General features: G+C 67.3%; 25 protein-coding genes and 1 riboswitch. Of the genes, 10 read left to right on the top strand and 15 right to left on the bottom strand.

What is annotated here, in order from left to right:
* Positions 1-8 precede the first annotated feature (8 nt).
* Both ACVWY0_RS00335 and ACVWY0_RS00330 read left to right on the top strand, forming a co-directional pair.
* A complete protein-coding gene (locus tag ACVWY0_RS00335; protein ID WP_485834967.1) occupies positions 9-773 on the top strand; it encodes an amino acid ABC transporter permease in 765 nt (254 codons plus the stop codon).
* On the top strand, positions 770-1,507 hold the full coding sequence (locus ACVWY0_RS00330; protein WP_111908517.1) for an amino acid ABC transporter ATP-binding protein: 738 nt from the start codon (positions 770-772) through the stop codon (positions 1,505-1,507). The genes ACVWY0_RS00335 and ACVWY0_RS00330 overlap by 4 nt, the downstream gene beginning before the upstream one ends.
* Positions 1,508-1,632: 125 nt before the next feature.
* Here ACVWY0_RS00330 and hemL read toward each other — a convergent pair whose 3' ends face one another.
* From hemL to hemE, 10 genes are all read right to left on the bottom strand, one after another.
* Positions 1,633-2,952 (bottom strand): glutamate-1-semialdehyde 2,1-aminomutase, encoded by a 1,320-nt coding sequence (gene hemL, locus ACVWY0_RS00325; protein WP_485834966.1) that lies wholly within the window; start codon positions 2,950-2,952, stop codon positions 1,633-1,635.
* A gap of 77 nt (positions 2,953-3,029) precedes the next feature.
* Entirely contained in the window at positions 3,030-4,154 is a 1,125-nt protein-coding gene (locus ACVWY0_RS00320; RefSeq protein ID WP_485834965.1) for an LLM class flavin-dependent oxidoreductase, read from the bottom strand.
* A gap of 37 nt (positions 4,155-4,191) precedes the next feature.
* On the bottom strand, positions 4,192-5,172 hold the full coding sequence (gene hemB / locus ACVWY0_RS00315) for a porphobilinogen synthase (protein WP_485834964.1): 981 nt from the start codon (positions 5,170-5,172) through the stop codon (positions 4,192-4,194).
* Positions 5,169-6,044 (bottom strand): uroporphyrinogen-III synthase, encoded by an 876-nt coding sequence (locus ACVWY0_RS00310; RefSeq protein WP_485834963.1) that lies wholly within the window; start codon positions 6,042-6,044, stop codon positions 5,169-5,171. Before ACVWY0_RS00310 ends, hemB begins: the two co-directional genes overlap by 4 nt.
* A complete protein-coding gene (hemC, locus tag ACVWY0_RS00305) occupies positions 6,031-7,014 on the bottom strand; it encodes a hydroxymethylbilane synthase (protein WP_485834962.1) in 984 nt (327 codons plus the stop codon). The genes ACVWY0_RS00310 and hemC overlap by 14 nt, the downstream gene beginning before the upstream one ends.
* On the bottom strand, positions 7,011-8,276 hold the full coding sequence (locus tag ACVWY0_RS00300) for a ferrochelatase (RefSeq protein ID WP_485834961.1): 1,266 nt from the start codon (positions 8,274-8,276) through the stop codon (positions 7,011-7,013). Before ACVWY0_RS00300 ends, hemC begins: the two co-directional genes overlap by 4 nt.
* Entirely contained in the window at positions 8,273-8,974 is a 702-nt protein-coding gene (hemQ, locus tag ACVWY0_RS00295) for a hydrogen peroxide-dependent heme synthase (RefSeq protein ID WP_485834960.1), read from the bottom strand. The genes ACVWY0_RS00300 and hemQ overlap by 4 nt, the downstream gene beginning before the upstream one ends.
* A 119-nt stretch (positions 8,975-9,093) precedes the next feature.
* Positions 9,094-9,864, bottom strand: a complete 771-nt coding sequence (locus ACVWY0_RS00290) for a hypothetical protein (protein ID WP_485834959.1) — start codon at positions 9,862-9,864, stop codon at positions 9,094-9,096.
* A gap of 101 nt (positions 9,865-9,965) precedes the next feature.
* Positions 9,966-11,408 (bottom strand): protoporphyrinogen/coproporphyrinogen oxidase, encoded by a 1,443-nt coding sequence (locus ACVWY0_RS00285; RefSeq protein WP_485834958.1) that lies wholly within the window; start codon positions 11,406-11,408, stop codon positions 9,966-9,968.
* Between the two features lie 4 nt (positions 11,409-11,412).
* Entirely contained in the window at positions 11,413-12,519 is a 1,107-nt protein-coding gene (hemE, locus tag ACVWY0_RS00280) for a uroporphyrinogen decarboxylase (RefSeq protein WP_252567375.1), read from the bottom strand.
* A gap of 158 nt (positions 12,520-12,677) precedes the next feature.
* Here hemE and ACVWY0_RS00275 point away from each other — a divergent pair, with 158 nt between their 5' ends.
* Complete coding sequence (locus ACVWY0_RS00275) at positions 12,678-13,991, top strand: glutamyl-tRNA reductase (protein WP_485834957.1); 1,314 nt, start codon at positions 12,678-12,680, stop codon at positions 13,989-13,991.
* 26 nt (positions 13,992-14,017) lie between these two features.
* On the opposite strand, the gene moeB is transcribed toward ACVWY0_RS00275, so the two are convergent.
* Positions 14,018-15,217, bottom strand: a complete 1,200-nt coding sequence (gene moeB / locus ACVWY0_RS00270) for a molybdopterin-synthase adenylyltransferase MoeB (protein ID WP_485834956.1) — start codon at positions 15,215-15,217, stop codon at positions 14,018-14,020.
* 84 nt (positions 15,218-15,301) lie between these two features.
* Between moeB and ACVWY0_RS00265 the strand changes: the two genes are divergently transcribed.
* Genes ACVWY0_RS00265 through ACVWY0_RS00255 form a run of 3 tightly spaced genes read left to right on the top strand, consistent with a single transcriptional unit; the run spans position 15,302 to position 16,599 of the window.
* A complete protein-coding gene (locus ACVWY0_RS00265) occupies positions 15,302-15,967 on the top strand; it encodes a TetR/AcrR family transcriptional regulator (protein ID WP_252576561.1) in 666 nt (221 codons plus the stop codon).
* 50 nt (positions 15,968-16,017) lie between these two features.
* Positions 16,018-16,242, top strand: coding sequence for a DUF3107 domain-containing protein (locus tag ACVWY0_RS00260; RefSeq protein ID WP_252567380.1), 225 nt, complete (start codon positions 16,018-16,020; stop codon positions 16,240-16,242).
* 54 nt (positions 16,243-16,296) lie between these two features.
* Positions 16,297-16,599 carry a hypothetical protein gene (locus ACVWY0_RS00255; protein WP_485834955.1) on the top strand — a complete coding sequence of 101 codons (303 nt, stop codon included), beginning with the start codon at positions 16,297-16,299 and terminating at the stop codon, positions 16,597-16,599.
* Positions 16,600-16,658: 59 nt separating this feature from the next.
* On the opposite strand, the gene ACVWY0_RS00250 is transcribed toward ACVWY0_RS00255, so the two are convergent.
* From ACVWY0_RS00250 to thiO, 4 genes are all read right to left on the bottom strand, one after another.
* Positions 16,659-16,985, bottom strand: coding sequence for a 4a-hydroxytetrahydrobiopterin dehydratase (locus ACVWY0_RS00250; protein ID WP_252567384.1), 327 nt, complete (start codon positions 16,983-16,985; stop codon positions 16,659-16,661).
* Positions 16,986-17,054: 69 nt separating this feature from the next.
* Positions 17,055-17,870, bottom strand: coding sequence for a thiazole synthase (locus tag ACVWY0_RS00245; RefSeq protein ID WP_485834954.1), 816 nt, complete (start codon positions 17,868-17,870; stop codon positions 17,055-17,057).
* Between the two features lie 4 nt (positions 17,871-17,874).
* Entirely contained in the window at positions 17,875-18,111 is a 237-nt protein-coding gene (gene thiS / locus ACVWY0_RS00240; RefSeq protein ID WP_058931870.1) for a sulfur carrier protein ThiS, read from the bottom strand.
* The gene (thiO, locus tag ACVWY0_RS00235; RefSeq protein ID WP_485834953.1) at positions 18,108-19,451 is read right to left on the bottom strand and encodes a glycine oxidase ThiO; all 1,344 of its coding nucleotides are present in this window, start codon (positions 19,449-19,451) and stop codon (positions 18,108-18,110) included. The genes thiS and thiO overlap by 4 nt, the downstream gene beginning before the upstream one ends.
* Positions 19,442-19,562, bottom strand: a riboswitch (TPP riboswitch). (Overlaps the previous gene by 10 nt.)
* 27 nt (positions 19,563-19,589) lie before the next feature.
* Here thiO and thiE point away from each other — a divergent pair.
* The 4 genes from thiE to ACVWY0_RS00215 all read left to right on the top strand — a co-directional run bounded on the left by thiE (position 19,590) and on the right by ACVWY0_RS00215 (position 24,803).
* Positions 19,590-20,366 (top strand): thiamine phosphate synthase, encoded by a 777-nt coding sequence (gene thiE / locus ACVWY0_RS00230; protein ID WP_485834952.1) that lies wholly within the window; start codon positions 19,590-19,592, stop codon positions 20,364-20,366.
* Positions 20,367-20,430: 64 nt separating this feature from the next.
* Entirely contained in the window at positions 20,431-21,936 is a 1,506-nt protein-coding gene (locus ACVWY0_RS00225) for an RNB domain-containing ribonuclease (RefSeq protein WP_485834951.1), read from the top strand.
* A gap of 291 nt (positions 21,937-22,227) precedes the next feature.
* The gene (locus ACVWY0_RS00220; protein WP_485834950.1) at positions 22,228-23,922 is read left to right on the top strand and encodes a DEAD/DEAH box helicase; all 1,695 of its coding nucleotides are present in this window, start codon (positions 22,228-22,230) and stop codon (positions 23,920-23,922) included.
* Between the two features lie 8 nt (positions 23,923-23,930).
* Positions 23,931-24,803 (top strand): DNA-methyltransferase, encoded by an 873-nt coding sequence (locus ACVWY0_RS00215; protein WP_058931866.1) that lies wholly within the window; start codon positions 23,931-23,933, stop codon positions 24,801-24,803.
* Positions 24,804-24,815: the final 12 nt, after the last annotated feature.

Genomic DNA, 24,815 nt, shown 5'->3' with positions numbered 1-24,815 from the left:
AACCGCTTATGGATCTCCTGGACCAGCTGGGTGAAACGTTCCTCAACTGGGAGGAAATGGCGAAAGTCGTTCCCTCCCTTCTCACGGTGGGCCTGCCCAACACCCTGATCCTGGCCTTGGCCTCGGGCGTCCTCGGCTCCTTGCTGGGGCTGCTGCTCGCACTCATGGGTATTTCCCGGAATCCCGTGGCCCGCTGGGCAGCCCGGATCTACACCGACCTGTTCCGGGGCCTGCCCGCCATTCTGGTGATTCTGGTGATCGGAATCGGGCTTAGCCCCATTGCCCGGGAACTCACGGATAACCGGAACCCCTATCCGCTCGGGATCCTGGCTCTGACCCTGATCGCCGGCGCCTATATCGGTGAGATCTTCCGCTCCGGCATCCAGAGCGTGGAGAAAGGCCAGCTGGAGGCCTCGCGTGCCCTGGGCTTCAGCTATGGCAAGTCCATGCGCCTGGTGGTGGTGCCGCAGGGCATCCGCCGCGTGCTGCCTGCCCTGGTGAACCAGTTCATCTCGCTGCTGAAGGATTCTTCCCTGGTGTTCGTGCTGGGCCTGGCTGCTTCCGACCGCGAGATTTTCCGGATCGGTAACGATGCGATGGCCAACACGGGGAACCTTTCGCCGCTGGTGGCCGCCGGCGTTCTGTATCTGATCCTGACCGTGCCGCTGACCCACTTCGTTAACTTCATCGACAACCGGCTCCGTACCGGCCGGCCGGAGAAGAAGGAACCGGACGAGCTGGCGGCACCTATCGGCAAGGGGGCACAGGCATGACGGAATTTACTTCCGGCACCCTGACCGGCAAGAACCTGCACCTTTCGTTCGGGCATAACCATGTGCTCCGCGGCATCGACCTCCATGTGGAGAAGGGCACCACGGCTTCGGTCATCGGTCCGTCCGGCTCTGGAAAGTCGACGCTCCTGCGGGTCATGAACCGGCTGATCGAACCGGACCAGGGCGACATCCTGCTGGATGGCCGGTCTGTCCTGAAGGACAACCCGGACGAGCTGCGCCAGCGGATCGGCATGGTCTTCCAGCAGTTCAACCTGTTCCCGCACAAGACAGTGCTGGACAACGTCTCGCTCGCGCTGCGCAAGCTCCGGAAGCTCTCCAACGACCAGGCGCGTGCCGAAGCCCTGGAGCAGCTGGACTTGGTGGGCCTCAAGCACAAAGCTGATGCCCGTCCGGCCAACCTCTCCGGCGGCCAGCAGCAGCGCGTCGCAATCGCCCGTGCGTTGGCCATGAAGCCTGAGGTGATGTTCTTTGACGAGGCCACCTCCGCGCTTGACCCTGAGCTGGTGAAGGGCGTCCTGGCCCTGATGACCGACCTCGCCAAGGGCGGCATGACCATGGTGGTAGTGACCCACGAAATGGGCTTCTCCCGCAACGTCTCAGACACCGTCACGTTTATGGACGCCGGCGTGGTGGTCGAATCGGGTCCGCCCGAGCAGATCTTCACGGCGCCCGCAACGGACCGCCTGAAGGGCTTCCTTTCGGACGTGCTGTAGACGCACCAACAGAAAATCCCCGTCTCCCGGACATTTCCCCCACGCATTGTGCGGGGTTTTGTCCGGGAGTCGGGGATTTTCTTGCTTCAGCCGTTGCGGGCGCTCGTCAACGGCCGACGGCGGCGCTAGGCTTTCGCGGCAGCTGCAGCCTTCGCGGCGGCCGGGAGGGCGTCAAAGATCCGGTTCATCGCGGCGTCGTCGTGGGCGGCCGAGAGGAACCAGGCCTCGAAGACCGACGGCGGCAGGTAAACGCCGGATTCCAGCATGGAGTGGAAGAACGGCGCGTACCGGAAGGTTTCCTGGGCCTGGGCGTCAGCATAGTTGTGGACGCCGTTGGCGGACGTGCCGAATGCCACGGAGAAGAGGTTTCCGGCGAACTGGACGGAGTGGTCCACGCCGGCACTGTCCAGGGCAGCGGACAGCGCCGAGGAGAGCTCCAGCGAGCGGGCGTCAACAAAGGAGTACACGTCGCGGGTGGCGTGCGTCAGCGTGGCTACGCCGGCTGCCATGGCCACGGGGTTCCCGGAGAGTGTCCCTGCCTGGTACACCGGGCCGAGGGGCGCGAGGTAGTCCATAACGTCCGCACGCCCGCCGAGGGCCGCCGTCGGCATTCCGCCGCCGATGACCTTTCCGAAAGTGAGCAGGTCAGGGGTCCACGGGTCCGTTGCGTCAGCAGCGCCGCCGGTGAGCCCCCAATAGCCGGAGTAGCCTGTGCGGAAGCCGGTGAGCACTTCGTCCACGATCAGCAGGGCGCCGTGCTCGCGCGTGATACGGGACAGCCCCAGGTTGAAGCCCTCCCCCGGCGTTACAACGCCCATGTTGGCGGGGGCGGCTTCGGTGATGACGGCCGCAATGTTCGGCCCGTGGGCGGCAAAAGCGGCTTCGACGGCGGCGAGGTCGTTGTACGGCAGGACCAGCGTTTCGGCGGCAGTGGCTTCGGTGACGCCAGCCGAGCCCGGCAGCGCCAGGGTGGCAACACCGGATCCTGCAGCGGCCAGCAGCCCGTCCAGGTGGCCGTGGTAGCAGCCGGCGAACTTGATGATGAGGTTCCGGCCGGTGAAGCCTCGGGCCAGCCGGACGGCCGTCATGGTGGCCTCCGTGCCGGTGGAGACCATCCGGACGCGCTGGGCGGCCGGCACGCGCTCCTGGACGATGGCTGCCAGGTTGGCCTCGTCCGGGGTGGACGCGCCGAAGGAGAGACCGCGGTCAACAGCCGCGTGGACCGCCTCCAGTACGGCCGGGTGGGCGTGCCCCAGAAGGGCCGGGCCCCAGGAGCAGACCAGGTCGACGTACTCTTTGCCGTCGGCATCGGTCAGGTATGGGCCCTGGGCCGACACCATAAACCGCGGGGTTCCGCCCACCGAGCCGAAGGCACGGACGGGTGAGTTGACGCCACCGGGCATCAGGGTCTGGGCACGGGCGAAGAGGTCTTCGGAACGAGTCATGCCCCTATTCTTCCATCACGTGCGGTGGCATCCGGCGCCACGCCACCTGCGGGCGCCGGATACAGTCGCCGCCTGCCTCAGCGGTCCGCGAGCATGTCCGCAAGCTTGTCTGCAACGAGGGGCGCCACCTTGGAACCGAACAGTTCGATGGAGCGCATCATCTGCTCGTGGGGCAGCGTGCCGCTGCTGTACTTCATCTCGAAGCGGTCCGCACCGAGGGTGCCCTTGAGCCGGGCGATCTTCTTCGCCACGGTCTCCGGTGAACCAACGAACAGGGCACCGTCCTCGTCGGCCGCGGCTTCGAACTCGCCGCGCCCGGCCGGTCCCCAGCCGCGTTCGGCACCGATCTTGTTCCGCGTGGCGAGCCAGTGCGGGTAGTACTCCTCGAGGGCCTGCTCGTCAGTTTCAGCCACGTAGCCGGGCGAATGCACGGAGAGTGCCTGCGGTTCCTTACCGGCTTCGGCCAGCGTGCGCCGGTACAGATCGGCATAGGGGCGGAAGCGCTCGGGCTCGCCGCCGATGATCGCCAGGACCATGGGGTACCCGTAGGTGGCCGTGCGGACGACGGACTGGGGTGAGCCGCCCACTCCGATCCAGGTGGGAAGCAGTCGGCCTTCCACGTGCGGATAGACCATCTGACCCCGAAGCGACGCCCGGGTCCGGCCGTCCCAGTTCACCGGGTTCTGGGACCGCACGCGGTCATAGATGTCCAGCTTCTCCTCGAACAGCGCGTCGTAGTCGCCCAGGTCGTAGCCAAAGAGCGGGAAGGACTCGGTGAACGAACCCCTGCCCAGGATCACTTCGGCGCGGCCGTTGGAGACGGCGTCGAGGGTGGCGAAGCGCTGGAAGACGCGGATGGGATCGTCCGAGCTCAGGACCGTGACCGCACTGCCGAGCCGGATGTTTTCCGTGGCCGTGGCGATGGCCGCGAGCACCACGTCCGGCGCACTGACGGCGAAGTCCCTGCGGTGGTGCTCCCCCACGCCGAAGGAGTGCAGTCCGACGGCGTCGGCCACCTTGGCCTGTTCCACCACCTGGCGCAGCACCTCCGCGTGGTGCTTGGGTGCGCCGTCGGCGGCCAGGTCGACGTCGCCGAAGGTACTGACGCCCAGCAGGATGGTGTCCGCGGGGACGGGGGCAGTGGGGTTGCCCGGGGTGGACGGAGTGGTTACGGAAGGCTCGCTGTTTTCATGCATACGCATACAAACCACCGAGCATCCGGAAACATTCCCTGCCGCGTCAGGATTCCTTGAGCCAGCCGGCGACTTCGGAGGCCCAGTAAGTCAGCACGGTGTTGGCGCCGGCCCGTTTGATGCCGAGGATGGATTCCGTGATGGCACCCCGCCGGTCGATCCAGCCATTGGCGGCGGCGGCCTCGATCATCGCGTATTCACCCGAGATCTGGTAGGCCGAGACAGGCACGGGGCTCATGGCGGCGACGTCGGCCAGGATATCCAGGTAGCTCATGGCCGGCTTCACCATGACCATGTCTGCGCCTTCCTCAAGGTCCAGTTCCACCTCGAGGAGGGCTTCGCGGCGGTTGGCGGCGTCCATCTGGTAGGTGCGGCGGTCGCCCTTAAGCTGCGAATCCACGGCTTCCCGGAACGGGCCGTAGAAGGCGGAGGCGTACTTGGCCGCGTAGGCCAGGATGACGGTGTTTTTGTGGCCGGATTCCTCGAGGGCCTGGCGGATGACGGCGATCTGGCCATCCATCATGCCGGAGGGCCCCAGCACATGGGCGCCGGCATCGGCCTGGGCCACGGCCATCTGGCCGTAGATTTCCAGGGTTGCATCGTTGTCCACGTAGCCGTCGGCATCCAGGACGCCGCAGTGGCCGTGGTCGGTGAATTCGTCCAGGCAGACGTCGCCCATGATGACCAGGTCATCGCCCACCTCGGCGCGGACGTCGCGGATGGCCTTGTTGAGCACGCCGTCGGGGTCCAGGGACGCGGTGCCGCGTGCATCGCGTACGGCGGGAACGCCGAACAGCATGATGCCGCCGACGCCCAGTTCCACGGCTTCCGCGGCGGCACGTTTGAGTGACTCGGTGGTGTGCTGCACAACCCCGGGCATGGAGGAAATGGGCAAGGGCTCGCTGAGGCCTTCACGGATGAACGCGGGCAGGATCAGGTCCGCCGGAGCCAGGCGGTATTCGGCGGTGAGCCGGCGCATGGCGGGCGTGGTGCGGAGGCGGCGCGGGCGGTGGTTCGGAAAGCTCATCGGGTGTTCCCTTCGTTGGCAAATACGGTGCCCAGCGCGGCCACTATGCCGTCCGGGGTGGGGACTTGGGCGGTGGCGGCCACCGGGATGCCAAGGGCGGCAGCTTCTGCCGCCGTCGGGCGTCCGATGGCGATGAAACGGCAGCGGCCCAGCGGCAGGAGGGTCGCGGCGATGCGCCGGGCGGCGCTTGGCGAGGCGGCCACGACGGCGTCGAGCGTCCCGGCGTCGAGCTCCCTGCGGGTCTGCGACTGGCTGAGCTCACGGGGAGCGACAGCGTGGGAGATTCCGACGGCGGACGGCAGTTCCGCCTCCAGGCGGAGTTCTTGCCGGGCCGGGTAGTCCACGGTGTGGTAGGCCACAACTGCGGTAACGTCGGCGCCCTTGGCTGCCAGGCCATCGCGCAGTGCAGGGGCCGCGATGTCGGCCTGTGGCAACAGCACCCGCGCCGGCGCGGCGGTCCACAGTTCCACGAGTCCTTCGGCGGATTGGATATCCACCGGGGCGAGCGCCACGGGGATGCCCGTGGCCTCGAGGATCCGCCGGGAGGACGGTCCGATGGTGGCCACCCGCGTTCCCGCCGGCACCAGTGCCGCCGGCGTGGTGCCGCGCTCAATGGCTTTTTCCACGAGCACACGCACCGTGGTGATGCTGCTGACCACCAGCCAGTCGAAGCCACCGGCCGCCAGATCATCCAGCGCGGCATCGAGGGCCGGCTGGTCCGCGGCCCGTTCAAAGTCGATGAGCGGCAGGAGCAGCGGTTCGGCCCCCAGGCCGCCGAGCAGCGCGGCCAGCGGCCCGGCACGGTCGGCGCTACGGGTGATCAGGACGCGCCGGCCACCCAGAGTGCCCGCCAGGTCATCAAGAGGCGGCAAGGTCCGCGATCTCCGCGGCGCCGGCAGCGAGCAGGAGCTCGGCCACCTCGATGCCGAGCAGCGTGGCACCGACTTCGGTGAGACCGTCCGTTGCCTTCTTTTCGCGTATTGTCTTGGTGCCGTCCACGGCGCACACCGCGGCTTCGAGGTACAGCATGCTGCCCTTGCGGTAGGCGAAGGCACCCACGGGGGCGGCGCAGCCGGCCTCGAGGCGGGCCAGCACGGCACGCTCGGCGGTCACGGCGAGGCGGGTGTCCTCGTCGTTGAGCGCGGCCAGGGCCTGCGCCAAAACACCCTGCGACCCTTCGGTGGAACCTGCCTTGCGCGGGGCGTCAGCCGTCCGGCATTCGATGGCCAATGAACCCTGTCCGGGCGCTGGCAGCATCACGTCCATCTCGAAAAATTCGCTGACGGCGTCCAGGCGGCCGATGCGTTCCAGGCCCGCGGCGGCCAGTACGACGGCGTCGAGGTCACCCGGTGCGCCGGCGGCGTTTCCGGGCAGGCCGGGCACACGGCCCAGGCGGGTATCGACATTGCCGCGGATGTCCTGGACGTCCAGGTCAGGGCGGGCGGCACGCAGTTGGGCAGCGCGGCGCGGCGAGCCGGTGCCCACTTTGGCGCCGTGCGGCAGATCAGCCAGTTTGAGGCCGTCGCGGGCGCACAGGACGTCCCGCACGTCCGCACGCTTGGGCGTTGCGGCGATGGTGAGGCCCAGTGCGGCGCCCGTGGGGAGGTCCTTGAGCGAGTGCACGGCGACATCGCAGGTGTCCTGCAGGAGGGCATCGCGCAGGGCGGCGACAAACACCCCGGTGCCGCCCATCTGGGACAGGGACCCCGTCTTGACGTCGCCCTCGGTGGTGATGTGCACCAGCTCCACGGGGAAGCCTCCGACGGCGGCCAGCTGGTCCGCCGTATGCTGGGTCTGGGTCAGGGCGAGCTTGCTGGCCCTGGTTCCGATCCGTACGGTCACGGGGTTCCTTCTCTCCTAACAGCGCCCGCAGATGCGGCCGGGTATGCGTCGTGTCCGGTGCCGACGGTGGTGTCGGCTCCGGCGATGGTGGGCTTCTCGCCGCGGAAGTTCGCGCAGCATCCCGGCCGGCAGACGTCGTACCAGGGGCCCAGTCCGGTCACGGCGGGCCGGTCGCTGATGTTGTTGGCGAGCGTCCGTTCGGAGATGAGGTCCACCAGGCCGTTCACAAACTTCCGGTGCGTGCCGGGGGTGGGTACACGCGTGGCAGCCAGGCCGAGGTTGCGGCAGGTTTCCAGGGCTTCGGTGTCCAGGTCCCAGACAACTTCCATGTGGTCGCTGACAAAGCCCAGCGGGACGATGACGATGCCTTTGATGCCCTGGCCAGCCAGGTCGGCGATGGCGTCGTTGATGTCCGGTTCCAGCCAGGGCACGTGCGGCGCGCCCGAGCGGGATTGGTAGACGAGGGACCAGGGTGCGGTCAGGCCCGACTCGGCCTTAGCGCGGCTGATAACTGCGGCGCCGGTGGCCAGGTGCTGGGCCACGTAGGCGGAACCTTCGTCGAACTCGCGCGGTTCGTCCGCGGACCGTCCGGCGGCCTCGGCATCCCGGGTGGGGATGGAGTGGGTGGCAAAAAGAATGTGCACGGGGGCGTCCGGCGTTCCGGCGGCCGCAAGCTGCGCCCGCACGTCCGCCAGCCCGGCTGCGGTGCCTTCAATGAAGGGCTCCACAAAGCCCGGGTGGTCGAAGTACTGTCGGACCTTGTCCACCTCAAGCCGCCCGTCCAGCCCTGTCTCCGTCAGGGCGATGCCGATATCCTCGCGGTACTGGCGGCAGCTGGAGTAACAGGAGTAGGCACTAGTGGTGACCATCAGCAGTTTGCGGTGGCCGGCGTCGTACGCGTCCTGCAGGGTCTGCGGAATGTAGGGGTCCCAGTTGCGGTTGCCCCACAGCACGGGAAGCTCAATGCCGCGGGCGGTGAGCTCCGCTTCCAGGGCTGTCTTCAGCTCGCGGTTTTGCTGGTTGATGGGGCTGATGCCGCCGTTGGCCCGGTAGTGGTGGGAAACCTCTTCGAGCCGCTCATCCGGGATGCCGCGGCCGCGGGTGACATTGCGCAGGAACGGGATAACGTCATCCTGGCCCTCGGGCCCGCCAAAGGAGGCCAGCAGGACGCCGTCATAATTTTTGGGCGCCATCCGGCCGGCTTCGGTGACGGGGTTGATTCCGGTGAGCACGGCGCCCGCCGCGGGATCGGGCTGGGTCATGCGAGGACCTCAGCGACCTCTGCTGCGGTGATGCGGCGGCCGGTGTAGAACGGGATTTCCTCCCGTACGTGGTTGCGTGCTTCGGTGGCGCGGAGGTGGCGCATGAGGTCCACCAGGTCCACCAGTTCGGGGGCTTCCAGTCCCAGGATCCACTCCCAATCGCCCAGGGCGAAGGAGGATACCGTGTTGGAGATGACCTGCGGGAACTCCCGGCCCAGCATGCCGTGGTCGCGCAGCATCTTGCCGCGTTCGTCCTCGGGCAGGATGTACCACTCATAGGAGCGCACGAACGGGTAGACGCAGAGCCATTCGGCCGGGGCCACACCACGGGAGTACGCGGGGGTGTGGTTCTTGGCGAATTCGGCTTCCCGGTGGACGCCCATGGCGGACCAGACAATCTCGGTTCCGGCGAAAAGCGTGCTGCGGCGGATGTCGCGGATGGCCTGCTGCAGCGCTTCGGGCTTCGGGCCGTGGAGCCACACCATGACGTCGGCGTCGGCGCGCATCGCGGAGACGTCGTAGCTGCCGCGGTGCGTTACGCCGGCCTCGGCCAGGCGGACCAGAAGGGCGTCGAAATCGGCGGCAGCGTCAGCGCTGCGCACCAGTTCCTCGGACCGCTTGAAAACAGTCCAGAGAGTGAAGAACTGCTCGGCTGATTCTTCGGTTTTAGTGACAGATTCGGCAGAAGTGTGGCTCATAGTTACCAGTTTGCCCCTTCCCTACCGCCAAGTCGAAACCAGCGACTTCTACGAGACGTAGAAGTGCTTAATGTCACAGGTTCGGCGCAGAGTGGGTCTTGAGCCGATTTTGCACCAGGTCAGATCCGGCGGATCCGGGCAAAGAGGAGGCCTGCAGCTCCGGCGGACCCCACCAGTCCCACGCCAAGCCAGACCTTTGCAGGTTCGGCCGCCGCGGCCGCCTCCCTGGCCGACGCCATGTTCTCCTGGCTGGCGGGCGCGTTACCGGGGCGCCTTGGGTTGGAGACAGGGGTGGCGTTGGCGCTGTGGGCATCCCGTGCCTGCTGGTCCGCAGTTGGATCGGCTTCCTGGCCGGCATCCTGCGTCCCGTCGGCTGGGGCGCCGGGCTGGCCGTTGGGCTGCGTGCCTGCCGGTGAACCGGCGGCTTCCGGGGACGTGCTAAGCGGCGACGGAGCGCTCGACGGCGGGACGGCACCTTGGGGAGCCGTGCCCTGCGGAGTGGTGCCCTGCGGCGCTGGGCTGGCAGACGTCGACGGAGCGGACGACGTCGGCGCAGTTGACGTGGGGGCCGTGGACGTAGGGGCGGGAGACGGTGTGGCCGTCGGAGTGGAAGAGCCTGAGGGGGCGGTAGTCGGTTCGGGTGAGGCTGTGGAACGTCCGCCGGAACCCCCAAAGAGGCCATTCAGCAGGCCGTTGACCCCGTCGCCGTCTCCGTCGGCGGCAACCTCGGCGGACGCCGTGGGTTCGGCGCTGCCATCAGCCGCCTGGGATGCCGGCACGCCGGCGGACAATACCAGTACCGCTCCGACGGCAGCCGCTGCAGCGCCACGCCGGAGTCCCCCATGGATACTGGTCCGGGAACGGGAAAATTCGGACCTGTAAATAACCATAGTTATCGACCCTAGCCACATGAGGGGGTGGATTGAAAACCGGAAACTGCACCCCGGAGTGGTCCTATCAAGGCCCATATTCCACTGAACAGGAGCGATGGTCAGCTGAGCAGGCTGCGAATTTCTTTTCGGGTATCGGCCACCACGGCGGCGAGTCCGTTGCCGGCCACCCATCCGCCCACAATGCCGAGGCCGGCCTCTGCCGCGCAGAGCTTCCTGACCTCGGCTACCCGGGCCTTGTGTCCCACGGCCGCGAACGGCAGGGCCCCTGGCCACCTGACAACATCCCAGCCGACAATGTCGGTCCCCTGCACCGGGACGTCCAGCAGGGTCGACGCGTCATGCAGGGCAGCAGCCAGGAGTTCGGTGTCGAGGGCAGGGGCGGCGCCGCCGGTTTCTGGGGTCGCGGTTTCCGAAGCTTCCAGCCGGCCGTAGGAGAGCCGCAGCACGTGCGTCCCGGGACCTGCCGCAGCCGCCAGCCAATCCCACTTCGCGGTTGCATGCGTAAGGGCTTTTGCCTGGATGCCCGGCGTCTGGGGGGCTACCAGGATCCCGGTGCCCCGAGGCCGGCGGTCAAGTTCGGGCAGGTCCACCACCAGGGTGACGAGCCGGACATCCGGCCCGCTTTCGGGGCTCCTGCCGGCGAGGGCGGGCACGGCCGCCTGAAGCAGCCCCACGGCTGCCGGGCCGGGCAGCGCCACCACCAGCAGGCCGCCGTCGTACGTTGTCTCACCGGCGGTGACCCGCCACCCGTCCGGCGTCCGTTCGACGGCGTCCGCGGCTGTTCCGCTAATCAGGGTGACCCCGCGGCTGCGGAGATCGTTGAGCAGGGCCGACACCAGGGTGTGCATGCCGCCGTTGAGGCCGGCGACGGCGGAACCCGCCTTCGCGATGGACGGCTGGGTGGAACCGCGCCGCTGGGCGGCCACGGCGGCTGCGAGGGAACCGTTCTCACGGATTCCTGCCCGGAGGCCGGGGGCCACCATGTCCACGTCCAGGAGACCGGGGTCCGCGGAGTGCACGCCGCCCACCACGGGGGCCACCAGGCGCTCCAACACCCGGCGGCCCATCCGGGCCCGTACCAGCGCCGCGACGCTGGTGACGTCCGCCGACGCGCCGATCGAAGCCGGCAGGTACTTGTCCAGCGACGCCCGGAGCGAACCCACAAATCCGAGGGACCGCCTGACCTCCGGGTCCCAGGGGTTGGCGGGAATGCCCAGGACTCCGGTCTTGGGCAGTTCGCGCGGGCCGTCCGGAAGCTGCACCCAGGCGCCGCCCGGGCGGGGCGCCACAACGTTGCCGCCGAGTCCAAGTTCATCAGCAAGCTCAGCCACGGCTGAGGAGCGTGTGGCGAAGGACTCTGCTCCGCTGTCCAGGGTGAGGCCGGCCACCACGTGGCTGCCCACGCAGCCGCCCCAGGATGCTGTGGCTTCCAGGACGGTCACTGTGTGTCCGGCAGCCGCCAGCTCGCGTGCGGCCAGCAGGCCGGAGATGCCGCCGCCCAGCACAAGGGCGGTCTGGGCCGGTGTCACGGAACTGCCCACGGTCCTACTCCGGGGAAATGGAGTGGATGAGTTCTACAACCCGGGTCAGGACCGTGGGGTCGGTTTCCGGCGGCACCCCGTGGCCAAGGTTGAGCACGTGGCCGGGCGCAGAGGCGCCGGCCGCAATGACCGCCCGCACATGGGCTTCCAGCACGTCCCAGGGCGCGGAGAGCAGCGCGGGGTCGATGTTGCCCTGCAGCGGCACCGTTCCGCCCAGGCGCCGGTTGGCCTCATCCAGCGGAAGGCGGTAATCCACGCCCACCACGTCCACGCCGACGTCGCGCATGGCAACGAGCAGTTCGGAGGTTCCGGTACCAAAGTGGATCAGCGGCGCGCCGAGGTGGCGGACATGGTCCAGCGCCCGGGCCGAGGCCGGTGCCACGAACTTGGTGTAGTCGGCCAGGCCCAGCGATCCGGCCCAGGAATCAAACAGCTGCCCGGCGGAGGCGCCGGCTTCCAGCTGGGCGCGGAGGAACATCCCCGAGGCGTCGGCGGCCCAGTTGGCCAGCGCAGTCCAGGTCTCAGGATCGGCGTGCATCATGGTGCGGGGGCCGAGGTGGTCGCGTGAGGGTTTGCCCTCCACCATGTAGGCGGCGAGGGTGAACGGCGCGCCGGCGAAGCCGATCAGGGGCGTCTTGCCCAGCTCAGCGACCGTCAGGCGCACGGCTTCCCGGATAGGCTCCAGGGCTTCCCACGTCAGCTGTGGCAGGGCCGCAACGTCTTCAGCTGTGCGGACCGGCTTGTCCAGCACCGGGCCCACGCCGGGCACGATGTCCACGCCGACGCCGGCAAGCTTCAGCGGAATCACAATGTCCGAAAAGAAAATCGCTGCGTCAACGTCGTGCCGGCGCACCGGCTGCAGCGTGATTTCGGCCGCGAGCTCGGGCCGCAGGCAGGAATCCAGCATGGCCACGCCTTCGCGCACCTTCAGGTATTCCGGCAGGGAGCGCCCGGCCTGCCGCATGAACCACACCGGCCGCCGCGACGGCTTGCCGCCGCGGTAGGCGGTGATGAGCGGCGAATCTGCGGTGCGGCCGTCCATCAGCGGATGGCCGGCAGCAAGGGCACCGGCAGCAGACACGGCATTGGACACGGCGGAGCTGGAAGTCATGTCTTTGATTGTGCCCAAAATCGGCCCTAAAAGATAACGACAGCCTGTCACCTGCGGCCGTCCCGGCCGCGGCGTGGCAGGAATCACGGCCCTCCACCGCCCGTGACTGTTTGCCGGGTTGTTCTACCGGGCTGCGAAAAAGCTATGATTGATCTGCTGTGGTTCTTTTTTCATTGGTGGCTACACACGCCGACATCGACCTTGAGACCGTTGCTCAACTGAGCAACGGTGCTTCCGGGATCGCCACATCCGCACTCTCCGGATCGCCGGCAGTGACGGGTGCGGTGGTGCTTGCCACCTGCAACCGGTACGAAATCTACGGCGAAGCGCCCCACGCTGACGATGTTGAGGCTGCCCGGGCGGCCCTCGTGTCCGAGATCAGCGGCCTCAGCGGACTCAACGAACAGCTCGTGTCCCGCTCCTTCAGCACACGCACCGGCCCCGAAGTCAGCCAGCACCTTTTCGCCGTCAGCGCCGGACTGGACTCCGCCGTCGTGGGTGAACGTGAAATCGCCGGCCAGGTCCGCCGCGCACTCATCACCGCCCAGCACGAGGGCACGGCCAGCTCCGGCCTGGTCCGCCTCTTCCAGGCCGCCTCCAAGACGGCCAAGGACGTCGGGGCACAGACCGCCCTCGGTTCCCGTGGCCTGTCCATCGTTTCAGTTGCACTGGATCTGGCCACCGATCTTTCCGAGAGCCCCGACTGGTCAGCGAAGAAGGTGGTGGTGTTCGGCACCGGCGCCTATGCCGGCGCCACCATGGCGCTGCTCCGTGAACGGGGCTGCACCGACATCTCCGTGTTCTCCTCGTCGGGACGCGCCGAAGCGTTCGTCGCCACGCGCGGCGGAACGGCGCTGGACAGCGATTCCCTGCCGCTGGCCGTGGCGGCGGCCGACGTCATGATCGGCTGCAGCGGCTCCGACACCCGGGTCGAGGCTGGCGAACTTGCCGAGATCCGCGCGGACTCTCCCCAGCCGCTGATCGCGATCGACCTCGCCCTCACCCATGACTTTGACCCCGAAGTCGGCCAACTCGACGGCGTTGAGCTGCTCACGCTGGAATCCGTGCGTTTGGCGGCACCCCAGGAACAGGCCGAGTCGCTTACCCAGGCCAGCGGCATTGTGTCCGGCGCGGCCCAGGCCTTCGAACAGGAACGGGAAGCCCGCTCGGTGGATTCCGCCATCGTGGCGCTCCGCCGGCACACCATGAACGTCCTGGATGCGGAAATGGAGCGCGTCCGTGCACGGCACGGCTGCACGGCCGCCGCCGAGGAAGTGGAGTTCGCCCTCCGCCGGATGGTCAAGCAGCTGCTGCACGTGCCCACTGTCCGTGCCCGTGAGCTCGCCGCCAACGGCCAGCAGGACGACTACGTGTCCGCGCTCGAAACCCTGTACGGCATCACCGTGGAGCAGCCAGCCGCCGCAGCGCAGGCGGAGTGCCCCGTGGACCACCGGGGCCTCGAAACCGCCTGACCTACCCGTCTACGTGACCCACCCGGTCAGTAGACCGGCTTCTGCGGCTCCACGTCGCGCACCCAGGCCAGGATTCCGCCGTCGAGGTGGCTGACCCGCTGGTAGCCGGCCTTCCGCGCAGCCTCCAGCACGTTGGCTGACCGCGTGCCCGCCTTGCAGTGGAACACAATGTCCTTGTCCTGCGGGAGTTCCGCCCAGGCCTCTCCCGCCAGGATCCTGCCCTGCGGGATCAGCACCGAGCCGTCGATGCTCACGATGTCGTGTTCGCCGGTTTCCCTGACGTCCACCAGCTCGAAGTCCTTCAGGCCTGCCTTCCGGGACGCCAGCATGGTGGCCAGCTGGGTTGCTGTCACGGTGTGCTCCGTGTCTGCGGAGACAGCTGGAGTGATGCCGCAGAACGCTTCGTAGTCCGTCAGCTCCGTAATGGGTTCCGCCGCCGGGTCCTTGGACACGCGGATCTCGCGCCAGCTGCCGCCCAGCGCATCAAACAGTGCCACCCGGCCCAGGAGTGAACGCCCGACGCCGGTGATCAGCTTGACTGCCTCGGTCACCATGAGTGAACCCACAGCAGCGCAGAGCATGCCGAAGACCCCGCCCTCTCCGCAGGAGGGCACAGATCCGGCCGGCGGGGCCTCGGGGTAAAGGTCCCGGTAGGTGGGTCCGTGTTTTTCCCAGAACACGCTGACCTGGCCGTCGAAGCGGAAGATCGATCCCCACACGTACGGCTTGCCGAGGATGGCGGCGGCATCGTTGACCAGGTAGCGGGTGGCGAAGTTGTCCGCCCCGTCCAGGATCAGGTCGTAGTCCGCGAACAGCTCCAGCGCGTTGGTGGCATCCAGCCTGACGTTGTGCAGCCGGACGTCCACCAGCGGGTTCAGGGCCGCGATGGCGTCCAGCGCGGATTCGATCTTGGGCCGTCCTACGTCGGCGACGCCATGGATCACCTGGCGTTGCAGGTTGCTGAGGTCAACGTCGTCGTCGTCGATGATTCCCAGGGTCCCCACGCCCGCTGCCGCCAGGTAGAGCAGGGCGGGCGAGCCCAGTCCCCCGGCACCGATAACAAGTACCCTGGCGTTCTTCAGCCGCCGCTGCCCCACCGCTCCGATTTCGGGAATGATGAGGTGCCGCGAGTAGCGTTCCACCTCGGCCGGCGTCAGTTCACCGGCGGGCTCCACGAGCGGGTTAAGCGAGACAGAGGAATCATTTGCGGTCAAAGTCGAAGCCATACTTCAATGTATGCCCCGAGATGCCGCCCGGTCATATTACCGCGCAGTATTGTGTAGGTAACGGCAAGGGAAAGTAGGGCAACTGTGGTCCATGAAGCACGGGCTGACCGGGCGTCCGGCGGCGAACCGGCCGCACCTCAACGGACCGCGGGCCAGAGGTCCGCCCGGCTTCCCCGGGATGAGCGCCGGGCGCAGCTCCTCGCGGCGGCGCAGGAGGTATTTGTCGCCAACGGCTACCACGGCGCCGCCATGGATGAAATCGCCGAAACGGCCCATGTCAGCAAACCGGTGCTGTACCAGCACTTCCCGTCCAAGCGCGAGCTGTATCTTGCCCTGCTGGACAGCCATCTCGCGTCGCTGACGGACCTGATGCTCGGTGCCCTGAGCTCCACTACCGACAACGACGAACGTGTCCAGGCCGTGATGCGTGCTTACTACCGCTTCATCGCCAGCGACGACCAGGCCCACCGCCTGGTCTTCGAATCGGACCTCATCAACGACCCCGACGTCAGTTCACGTCTCGAGACATTCAACAAGACCTTCGCGGACGCCGTGGCACGCGTGATTGCCGAAGACACCAAACTCCCCCCCCTGGAGGCGCAGCTTCTGGGACGCGGCCTGGCCGGAATGGCCCAGGTCAGCGCGCGTTACTGGCTGGAAACGGACGGCAACCTGGACCTCGATGTGGCCAGCGACCTCATTTACCGTTTAGCTTGGCGCGGAATCTCGCGCTTCCCCAAAGAGTCCTAGACTACAAATAAGAGAACCCAAGAAACTTTGATTGGCTGGGAGGCCCCCTTTTGGAAATTAAGATCGGCATTCAGAACATTGGCCGCGAAATCATCCTGGAATCAGCTCAGGACGCTGACACTGTAGCCACGGTCGTTGAAGAAGCCATCACCAAGGGCACCGAACTGCGCCTCAAGGACGACAAGGGACGCATCATCATCGTTCCCGGCAGCGCCCTGGGCTACGTGGAAATCGGCGCCGAAGAGGCCCGCAAGGTCGGTTTCGGCCAGTTCTAGCACGTCCGCGGCCAACCGCCCTGGCGGTTGGCCGCTGCTTTCCGAGGAGATCCCATGCTTTCACTGACCATCGTTGTCCTGGTCACAGCAGCCGCAGGCTTTATTGTCTGGGCCAATGACAAGCGCCACACCCGATACGGCACAGGGTTGCCCGCAGGGGTTGCCGTTGTGGTGGGTGCGGTCAGCTGGATCATCTTCATCGCGGCAGGCTTTGGCTACCAGCCGGGCCTGACCTGGATTCCGTGGATCCTGCCCATGGCACTCGGCACCGCCGCTGCGGTCGGGACAGTCATCTACCTGGGTCGGACCCGGGCAAGTCACGATACGCAGCGGCTGACTCAGGCGCTCAAGATGTAGCAAGGACGATGCCTTGAGTACCGGTGACCACCACCCAGCAGGGTGGTGGTCACCGTCATTTAACTCACCGGCTGGGCGGTGGCTCCGAGCCGTGCCGCAGCCGCACTCACTGCCGCTGCAGCAGCGGCATCCCGCTCAGTGACCTCGCCGCCGGCGTCGTGGGACGTGTAGCGGAGATGGACCTTGTTGTAGCGCCACTCAAGGTCCGGATGGTGGTTCTGCTGTTCCGCGAGGCGTCCGACGGCGGCAATCAGCTCCAGTGCGGCGGCCGCCGTCGGCGTTTTATAGACAGTGACCAGCCCGCCCAGCCGGTACCTCCAGTCGGGCAGCGCCTCGAGGACGGCGTCGATCCGCTCCCTGGTGAGTTTGTGTTCCTTGCCGGCCACAGCGGCCTCCTTGGCTCGTCCGGTGAGCCGCCCCGGCAGGCCGAGGGCGCCAGGCCTGGAGAAAACGGCCTAGAGAAACTCTGCCCGGCCTTCCATGGCCGATGACGCCAGGGCGTGCTCGCGGCGCGGAATCCTGCCGGCCGCTTTCGCCAGCCTACCGGCGATGACGGCGTGTTTGAAGGCCTCCCCCATAAGTGCCGGGTTCTGCGCACGCGTGACTGCCGTGGCCAGCAGCACAGCATCACAGCCAAGCTCCATGGCCAGGGCGGCGTCGGATGCCGTGCCGATGCCGGCGTCCAGCACCACGGGCACCGAGGCGCGCGAGACGATCAGTTCGATGTTGTGTGGATTCAGGATTCCCAGGCCGGTGCCGATGGGAGCTCCGAGCGGCATGACCGCGGTGGCACCCAGGTTTTCCAGCCGCAGGGCCAGGACCGGGTCATCGTTGGTGTAGGCGAACACTTTGAAGCCCCGGTTTACAAGCTGTTCCGTAGCATCCACGAGCTCCACCGCGTCCGGCAGCAGGGTCTGTTCGTCGGCGATGACTTCCAGCTTGAGCCAGTCGGTTTCCAGCGCTTCGCGGGCCAGTTCCGCCGTCATGACCGCGTCCCGGGCGGTGAAGCAGCCTGCGGTGTTGGGCAGGATCCGGATCCCGTGGTTCACCAGGAGCTGGAAAAGGGAACCAGATTCGGCCGGCGAATAGCGCCGCATGGCCACCGTGGTCAGTTCGGTTCCGGACGCCAGCAGGGCAGCGCCCAGCCCGTCGAGGCTGGGGGCTCCCCCGGTGCCCATGATGAGGCGGGAGCCGAGCTCGACGCCGTCGATGACCAGCCGGTCAGTGTCCTCGGGCCGGTTCTGTGTGCTGATGTTGCTGGTTACTGTCATGGTGTCAGCCTCCCTGGACTGCTGTGACCAGTTCGACGTCGTCACCTTCGGCGAGCGCCGTGACGAACCACTGGCTGCGGGGTACTACTTCGGAGTTATGGGCGACGGCGACGCCGAGTTTCTGCCCGTCTGTCGCCTGGCCGTTGGCCGCGAGGGGACGGCCAGTGATCTGGCTGATGAGGGTGGTGATGGACGCGTCGTCCGCCACGGAATGGCGCGAGCCGTTGAGGGTGATGTTCATGCTGATTCCTTCTGTGTGTCGAGGTCCTTCGTGCTGCTGATGTCCTTACGCGGCGACTGTGTACCGGCTACGTGGTGCTTTCCTGAAAAGCGGGCCGGGCTGAGGGCCCCCCATCGGGGGTCCGACCGGCCGTCCAGCAGGTCCCGGCAGATGGCCGCCGCCGCCGGAGCAAGCAGCACTCCGTGGCGGAAAAATCCGGTGGCAACAATCAAACCGGCAATGTTCGCTGTGATCCCCGTCCTTGGTGCGGAAGCCCGTACGCGGCCGAGGAGAGGGGCGTTGTCCGGGGTCGCCGGCCTTGCCCGTGCCGTGCATTCCAGGAGTTCCAGCTCCGAGACGGCCGGCACCAGGACCTGGGCGTCACGCAGCAACTGGTACACGCCGCCGGCCGAGACAGCAGCGTCGCCCGTCCCGGCGAGCGCATCTTCTCGCTGCGTTGCCCCGATCACCACCGTGCCGTCCTGCCGGGGAACGATGTAGACCGGCACGCCATGGACCATTCCACGGACCGTCGAGGTGAGGAGCGGACGCAGGTGCCCCGGAACAGCAAGGCGCAGGATGTCACCGTAGACGGGCCGCAGGGGCAGGTGCAGTCCAACCGGGAGGCCATCCAGCGACCCCGCCTGCAATCCGTTGGCCACGATGGTCTCCCCGGCCCGGACACTTCCGCCGTGGGCGAGCCTCACCCCAGTGACGCGGCCGTCCTCCCAAAGAAGGGAAGCAGCCCGTTGGTCAACGGCGAATCCCCCGCGGGCACCTGCCACGGCCGTTCCTGCTCCCGGTTCGTGGACGGCCAGGACTTCCTGGAGGCACGCCACCAGTTTCCGTGGATCCACCTGGTGGTCGGCGGGGATGTCCAGGGCGCAGGATATGGCCGGGCTAAGCAGGGATTCCCTCGTCCTGGCCTCACGGACAGTCAGGGGTTCCACCACCAGGCCGCTGGCCTGCTGCACGGCCCGGAGGTCCATCAGCGCGCGGCGGTCCGCAGCGTCCGCACCGATGGCGAGCGTCGGCGTCGTCAGATATCCGGTATCGCCAGCCCCGGCCAGGGCGAGGTCCGCCGCAAAGGCAGGCCACAGGCCGGAGGATGCCAGCATCAGCTCAAGGAGGTCTTCCTCCTGGTAGTGCAGTTCGCTCACAGGGGCCAGCATGCCGGCGGCTGCCCAGCTGGCGCCGTTCCCGGGCGCGTCATCGATCAGCACGACGGAACGGCCGGATCGCCGGGCCTCCCAGGCTATGGCGTGGCCGATGACTCCGCCGCCGATGACGGCCACGTCGGCGTGCAGGACGGCCGGGCTGGCTGATGCGGTCTCGGGTGGGCTGCTTATTGCGGGGGGCATATGTTCCTTCCCTACGCCGGTACTAGCCGGATCAGGTCAAGCGGTCGGCTCTGACGCCCTCTCAGCCCGGCCGCTTTGTGACGGCTGCAACGGGCTCCCGCAGTACCCGCCCAGTTTAGGGGACTTAGGCTGGTTTCCATGAACGCGCAATCCTTCGCCGCTGCAGGCACGCCCTCCGCCCCCTCCGCCGCTCCCGAATCCTTGACCGGAACAGACCCCGCCGGCGGCATAAACACCGGCCTCCCGCACAGCGCCAGGCTGTACCTGTGCACCGACGCGCGCCGGGACCGCGGGGACTTTGGCGAGTTTGTGGACGCGGCGTTTGCCGGCGGCGTGGACATCATCCAGCTCCGGGACAAGGCGATCGAGGCGGCGGAGGAGCTGGAGCTGCTGGCCGTGCTTCAGGCCGCGGCCGAACGCCACGGAAAGCTGTGGTCCGTCAACGACCGTGCCGATATCGCGCTACTGTCCGGCGCCCCCGTCTTCCACATCGGGCAGAAAGACCTGCCGGTCGCTTCCGCCCGCACGCTCCTCGGCCCACCCGCAGCGATCGGCCTTTCCACGCACACCGCCGAGCAGATCGAAGGCGCCATCCGGCTGTCCGGTGGGCTGCCTGCCGAACACGGCCTGGACTACTTCTGCGTAGGACCGGTCTGGGCCACGCCCACCAAACCCGGCCGGGCCGCCGTCGGCCTTGACCTGGTGCGGTACGCGGCCGAAGCAGTCCGCGCTGCCGGTGGCACCCAGGCCACGCTGCCCTGGTTTGCCATCGGAGGCATCGACCTCGGCAACGTGGAGCAGGTGGTGGAGGCCGGCGCCGGCAGGATTGTTGTGGTGCGTGCCATCACCGAAGCCGCGGACCCTTCAGCGGCGGCCGCGGCACTCCTGGCGGCCCTGGACGCGGGCGCGTCCTGACAATCCCCCGCGTGGCGAACGGCCGGCGTGCACGATCCGTGGAAATCGGGCTAACCTGACTTTCGTGTCACATCATAGGTTGGCCCCCAAAGTCCACGAGCAGACCAACGACCTCGCGGCGGCGCTGAGCGCCCTGCGCACCGAGCTGGAACTGCCGGGGCCCTACCCGGCGGAGGCGGTCCGGGACGCGGAAGCGGCAGTGGCCGCACACGAGTTGCCGGGCGCTGACCTGACGGACGTGGACTTCCTCACCATCGATCCGGCGTCGTCCACTGACCTGGACCAGGCGCTGTTCATCGAGCGCGCGGGTACTGGCTACCGGGTGCTCTACGCCATCGCTGACGTGCCGTCCTTTGTCCGCCCCGGCGGCGGACTGGACGCGGAGACCCGGCGCCGCGGCCAGACGTTCTACGCCCCTGACGGCCGTATCCCGCTGCACCCGGAAGTCATCAGCGAAGGTGCCGGCAGCCTCCTGGCCGGACAGCTGTGTTCCGCCTACGTGTGGGAGTTCGGGCTGGACGACGCCGCGCAGGTCTCCACTGTGAGCGTCCAGAGGGCCACCATCCGCAGCCGTGCCAAGCTGAGCTACAAGGGGGTCCAGGCCGAATTCGACGCCGGGACGGCCGGTCCTGTCCTGCAGCTCCTGAAGGAAGTGGGGCTCAAGCGCGTTGAACTGGAGCGACAGCGCGGCGGCGCCAGCCTGAACATGCCGGAGCAGGAAATCGTGCAACTGCCCGACGGCGGCTACCGGATTGCCGCTGCACCGCAGCTGCCGGTGGAGGACTGGAACGCCCAGATCTCCCTGATGACGGGGATGGCGGCGGCAAACCTGATGTTGGCGGGAAAAGTGGGCATCCTGCGGACCATGCCCGCGCCGGATGAGCGCTCCCTGCGTCACTTCCGCCTCCAGACCGAGGCCTTGGGCAAGCCGTGGGACGGCAAGATCAGCTACGGCGAATACCTCCGCAGCCTTGATCCGACAGAGCCCCGGCAACTGGCCATCCTGCACTCCGCCGGTATGCTGTTCCGCGGCGCCAGCTACACGGCGTTCGACGGCACAGTCCCGGAAGACGCCATCCAGTCCGCCATCGGCGCCGCCTATGCCCACACCACAGCACCACTCCGACGCCTTATCGACCGCTTTGTCCTGGTGATCTGCGAAGCCCTGAGCAACGGCAAGCCAGTACCGGACTGGGCGCGGGAAGCCCTGCCGTCCCTGCCGGAGATCATGGCCGGATCCGACCAGCTGGCATCGCGGATGGAACGCATGGCGCTGGACACTGTGGAGGCCGCGCTCCTGGTCAACCATGTGGGCCAGGAATTCGATGCGATCGTGATCTCCGGCTCCAAGCCGCAGAAGGACAACGGCAACGGCAACGGGAAAAACGGCAACGGCACCAAGAACGGTGCCGCAAAAAACGGGAATGGCCCCTCGGGGATCATCCAGATCGCCAAACCCGCCGTGACGGCCCGGTGCGGCGGCGACCTGGAATCCGGCACCAAGGTGCGGGTCCGCCTGATCTCCTCCGATATCGCCGCCCGCGAGGTCCACTTTGAGTTGCTGGCCTGAATGATTTCCGCGCTGCCTGATCGGCCCAAAGCCGGGATTCAGGGTCCGTGCGGCTAGACTGAAGAAGTAGATATGGATGCCCGGTCGTTGATTTCCTTGATTTGAATTCAACAAGCCCGCCCCTACGCGATCTTGAGATGCACCCGTTGGTCACCAGTGCCAGCATTTTGATAGCCCGCGATCGGCTTCCACTGGATTTGCTTGCGCGCCAGAGCGTGCTCCGGAACGGCCACGTTGGCCGGCCCGTTGAGCAGGCAGCGCCAATGCCCAAATGAATAAGGAAACTCCCCTGTGAGTGAATTGCATACCCACCAGATCCTGACTGACGACTCCGGCATCGAGACGATCGAACCCGAAGAAACCATCATCTCGGACGAGAAGCCGCACGAGATCGAGGAGAAATCCTTCGCTGACTACAACGTCCGCGCCGACATCGTAGAGTCCCTCGCCGACGCCGGGATCACCCACCCCTTCCCCATCCAGGCCATGACCCTGCCGGTGGCGCTTTCGGGCCACGACATCATCGGGCAGGCCAAGACCGGCACCGGCAAAACCCTCGGCTTCGGCATTCCCGCGCTGCAGCGCGTGGTGGGTCCGGACGACGCCGGCTACGACAAGCTCGCCGTTCCGGGTGCACCTCAAGCCCTGGTCATCGTGCCGACGCGCGAGCTGGCCGTCCAGGTGGCCAATGATCTCCAGAACGCATCCCGCAAGCGGAACGCCCGCATCACCACCATCTACGGCGGCCGTGCCTACGAGCCCCAGGTGGAAGCCCTGCAGAACGGCGTCGAGGTGGTCGTCGGAACCCCCGGCCGCCTCATCGACCTCTACAAGCAGAAGCACCTCGTCCTCAAGAACGTCAAGATGGTCATCCTTGACGAGGCCGACGAAATGCTGGACCTCGGCTTCCTGCCGGACGTGGAAACCCTCATCGCCGGTACCCCTGCAGTCCGCCAGACCCTGCTGTTCTCCGCCACGATGCCGGGCCCTGTCATCGCCATGGCCCGCCGCTACATGACGCAGCCCACCCACATCCGGGCCGCTGATCCGGACGACGAGGGCCTCACCAAGCGCGACATCCGCCAGCTCATCTACCGTGCCCACAGCATGGACAAGATCGAAGTTGTGGCCCGCATCCTGCAGGCACGCGGACGCGGCCGGACCATCATCTTCACCAAAACCAAGCGCACCGCCGCGAAGGTTGCCGAGGAGCTTGTGGACCGTGGCTTCGCCGCCGCCGCCATCCACGGTGACCTTGGCCAGGGCGCCCGCGAGCAGGCGCTCCGTGCCTTCCGCAACAACAAGGTGGACGTCCTGGTGGCCACTGACGTCGCAGCCCGCGGCATCGACGTCGACGACGTCACGCACGTCATCAACTACCAGTGCGTTGAAGACGAAAAGATCTACCTGCACCGTGTGGGCCGCACCGGCCGCGCGGGCAACAAGGGCACAGCAGTGACCTTCGTTGACTGGGACGACATGCCGCGCTGGGGCCTGATCAACAAGGCCCTGGGGCTCAGCGTCCCGGAGCCCGTGGAAACGTACTCCTCCTCCCCGCACCTTTACGAAGAGCTGGATATTCCGGAAGGCACCAAGGGCCGCCTGCCCCGCAACAAGCGTGTGCTGGCCGGTGTCGACGCCGAGGTCCTCGAGGACCTGGGCGAGACCGGCAAAAAGAACACCCGCCCCAGCGGTGGCCGTGACAGCGGGCGAGACAGCAACCGCGACGCCGGCCGCTCCGGTGCTCGCGACAGCAGCAGCCGCCGCACCAGCGAGCCCGGCGGACGCTCCGGTGACCGCCGTCGTCGTACCTCTGATGCGGCGACCGCCGGCACCAGCCCCGCCCCCGAACCGGCTGCTGCGGCTCCGGCCGAAGGCGAAGTGGACCCCCGTGCCCGCCGCAGCCGGACCCGCACCCGCCGCCGCAACGGCGAAGTGGTGGCCGGTGCCGACAACGGCCCGCAGCAGCGCAGCACCGAGGCATAACAGCCTCGATGACTGACACCGTCTGGGCGCCGGACGGCAGCAACCTGGTGGTTCACGCGGACAACGCGGAGTTCCTCCCCTCGCTGCCGGACGGCGCCTTCACCTTGATATACGTTGACCCGCCGTTCAACACCGGCAGGGTCCAGAAGCGCCAGGAAACGCGGATGGTGCTGAACACAGACGGTGACGGCGACCGCGTGGGCTTCAAGGGGCGTTCCTACGACACCATCAAGGGCGCCCTGCACCGGTACGATGACGCCTTCAGTGACTACTGGTCATTCCTGGAACCCCGGCTCGTGGAGGCCTGGCGGCTGCTGGCTGACGACGGCACGCTGTACCTCCACCTGGATTACCGGGAGGTCCATTACGCCAAAGTGATGCTTGACGCGATCTTCGGCCGGGAATGCTTCCTCAACGAGATCATCTGGGCCTACGACTACGGTGCCCGCGCCAAGTACCGCTGGCCCACCAAGCACGACAATATCCTCGTGTACGTCAAGAACCCGGCGAAATACCACTTCGACAACGCCGAGGTGGACCGTGAGCCGTACATGGCGCCTGGCCTGGTGACACCGGCGAAGCGGGAACTCGGGAAGCTGCCCACCGACGTCTGGTGGCACACCATCGTCTCCCCCACAGGCAAGGAAAAGACCGGCTACCCCACGCAGAAGCCCGAGGGCCTCATCCGCCGTGTGGTGACGGCGTCAAGCCGGCCCGGTGACTGGTGCCTGGACTTTTTCGCCGGTTCCGGAACCCTGGGCGCCGTGGCGGCCAAACTGGACCGGAAGTTCGTGTGTGTGGACCAGAACCAGCCGGCCATCGACGTGATGGCCAAGCGGTTGGGTGCCAAGGCAACGTTTACGTCCTTCCCGCCCGTCTAAGTACCGGCACAG

Source organism: Arthrobacter sp. UYNi723 (assembly GCF_054057635.1).
The sequence above is the reverse complement of the archived record's forward strand: the minus strand, read 5'-3'. Positions and strand labels throughout refer to the sequence as shown.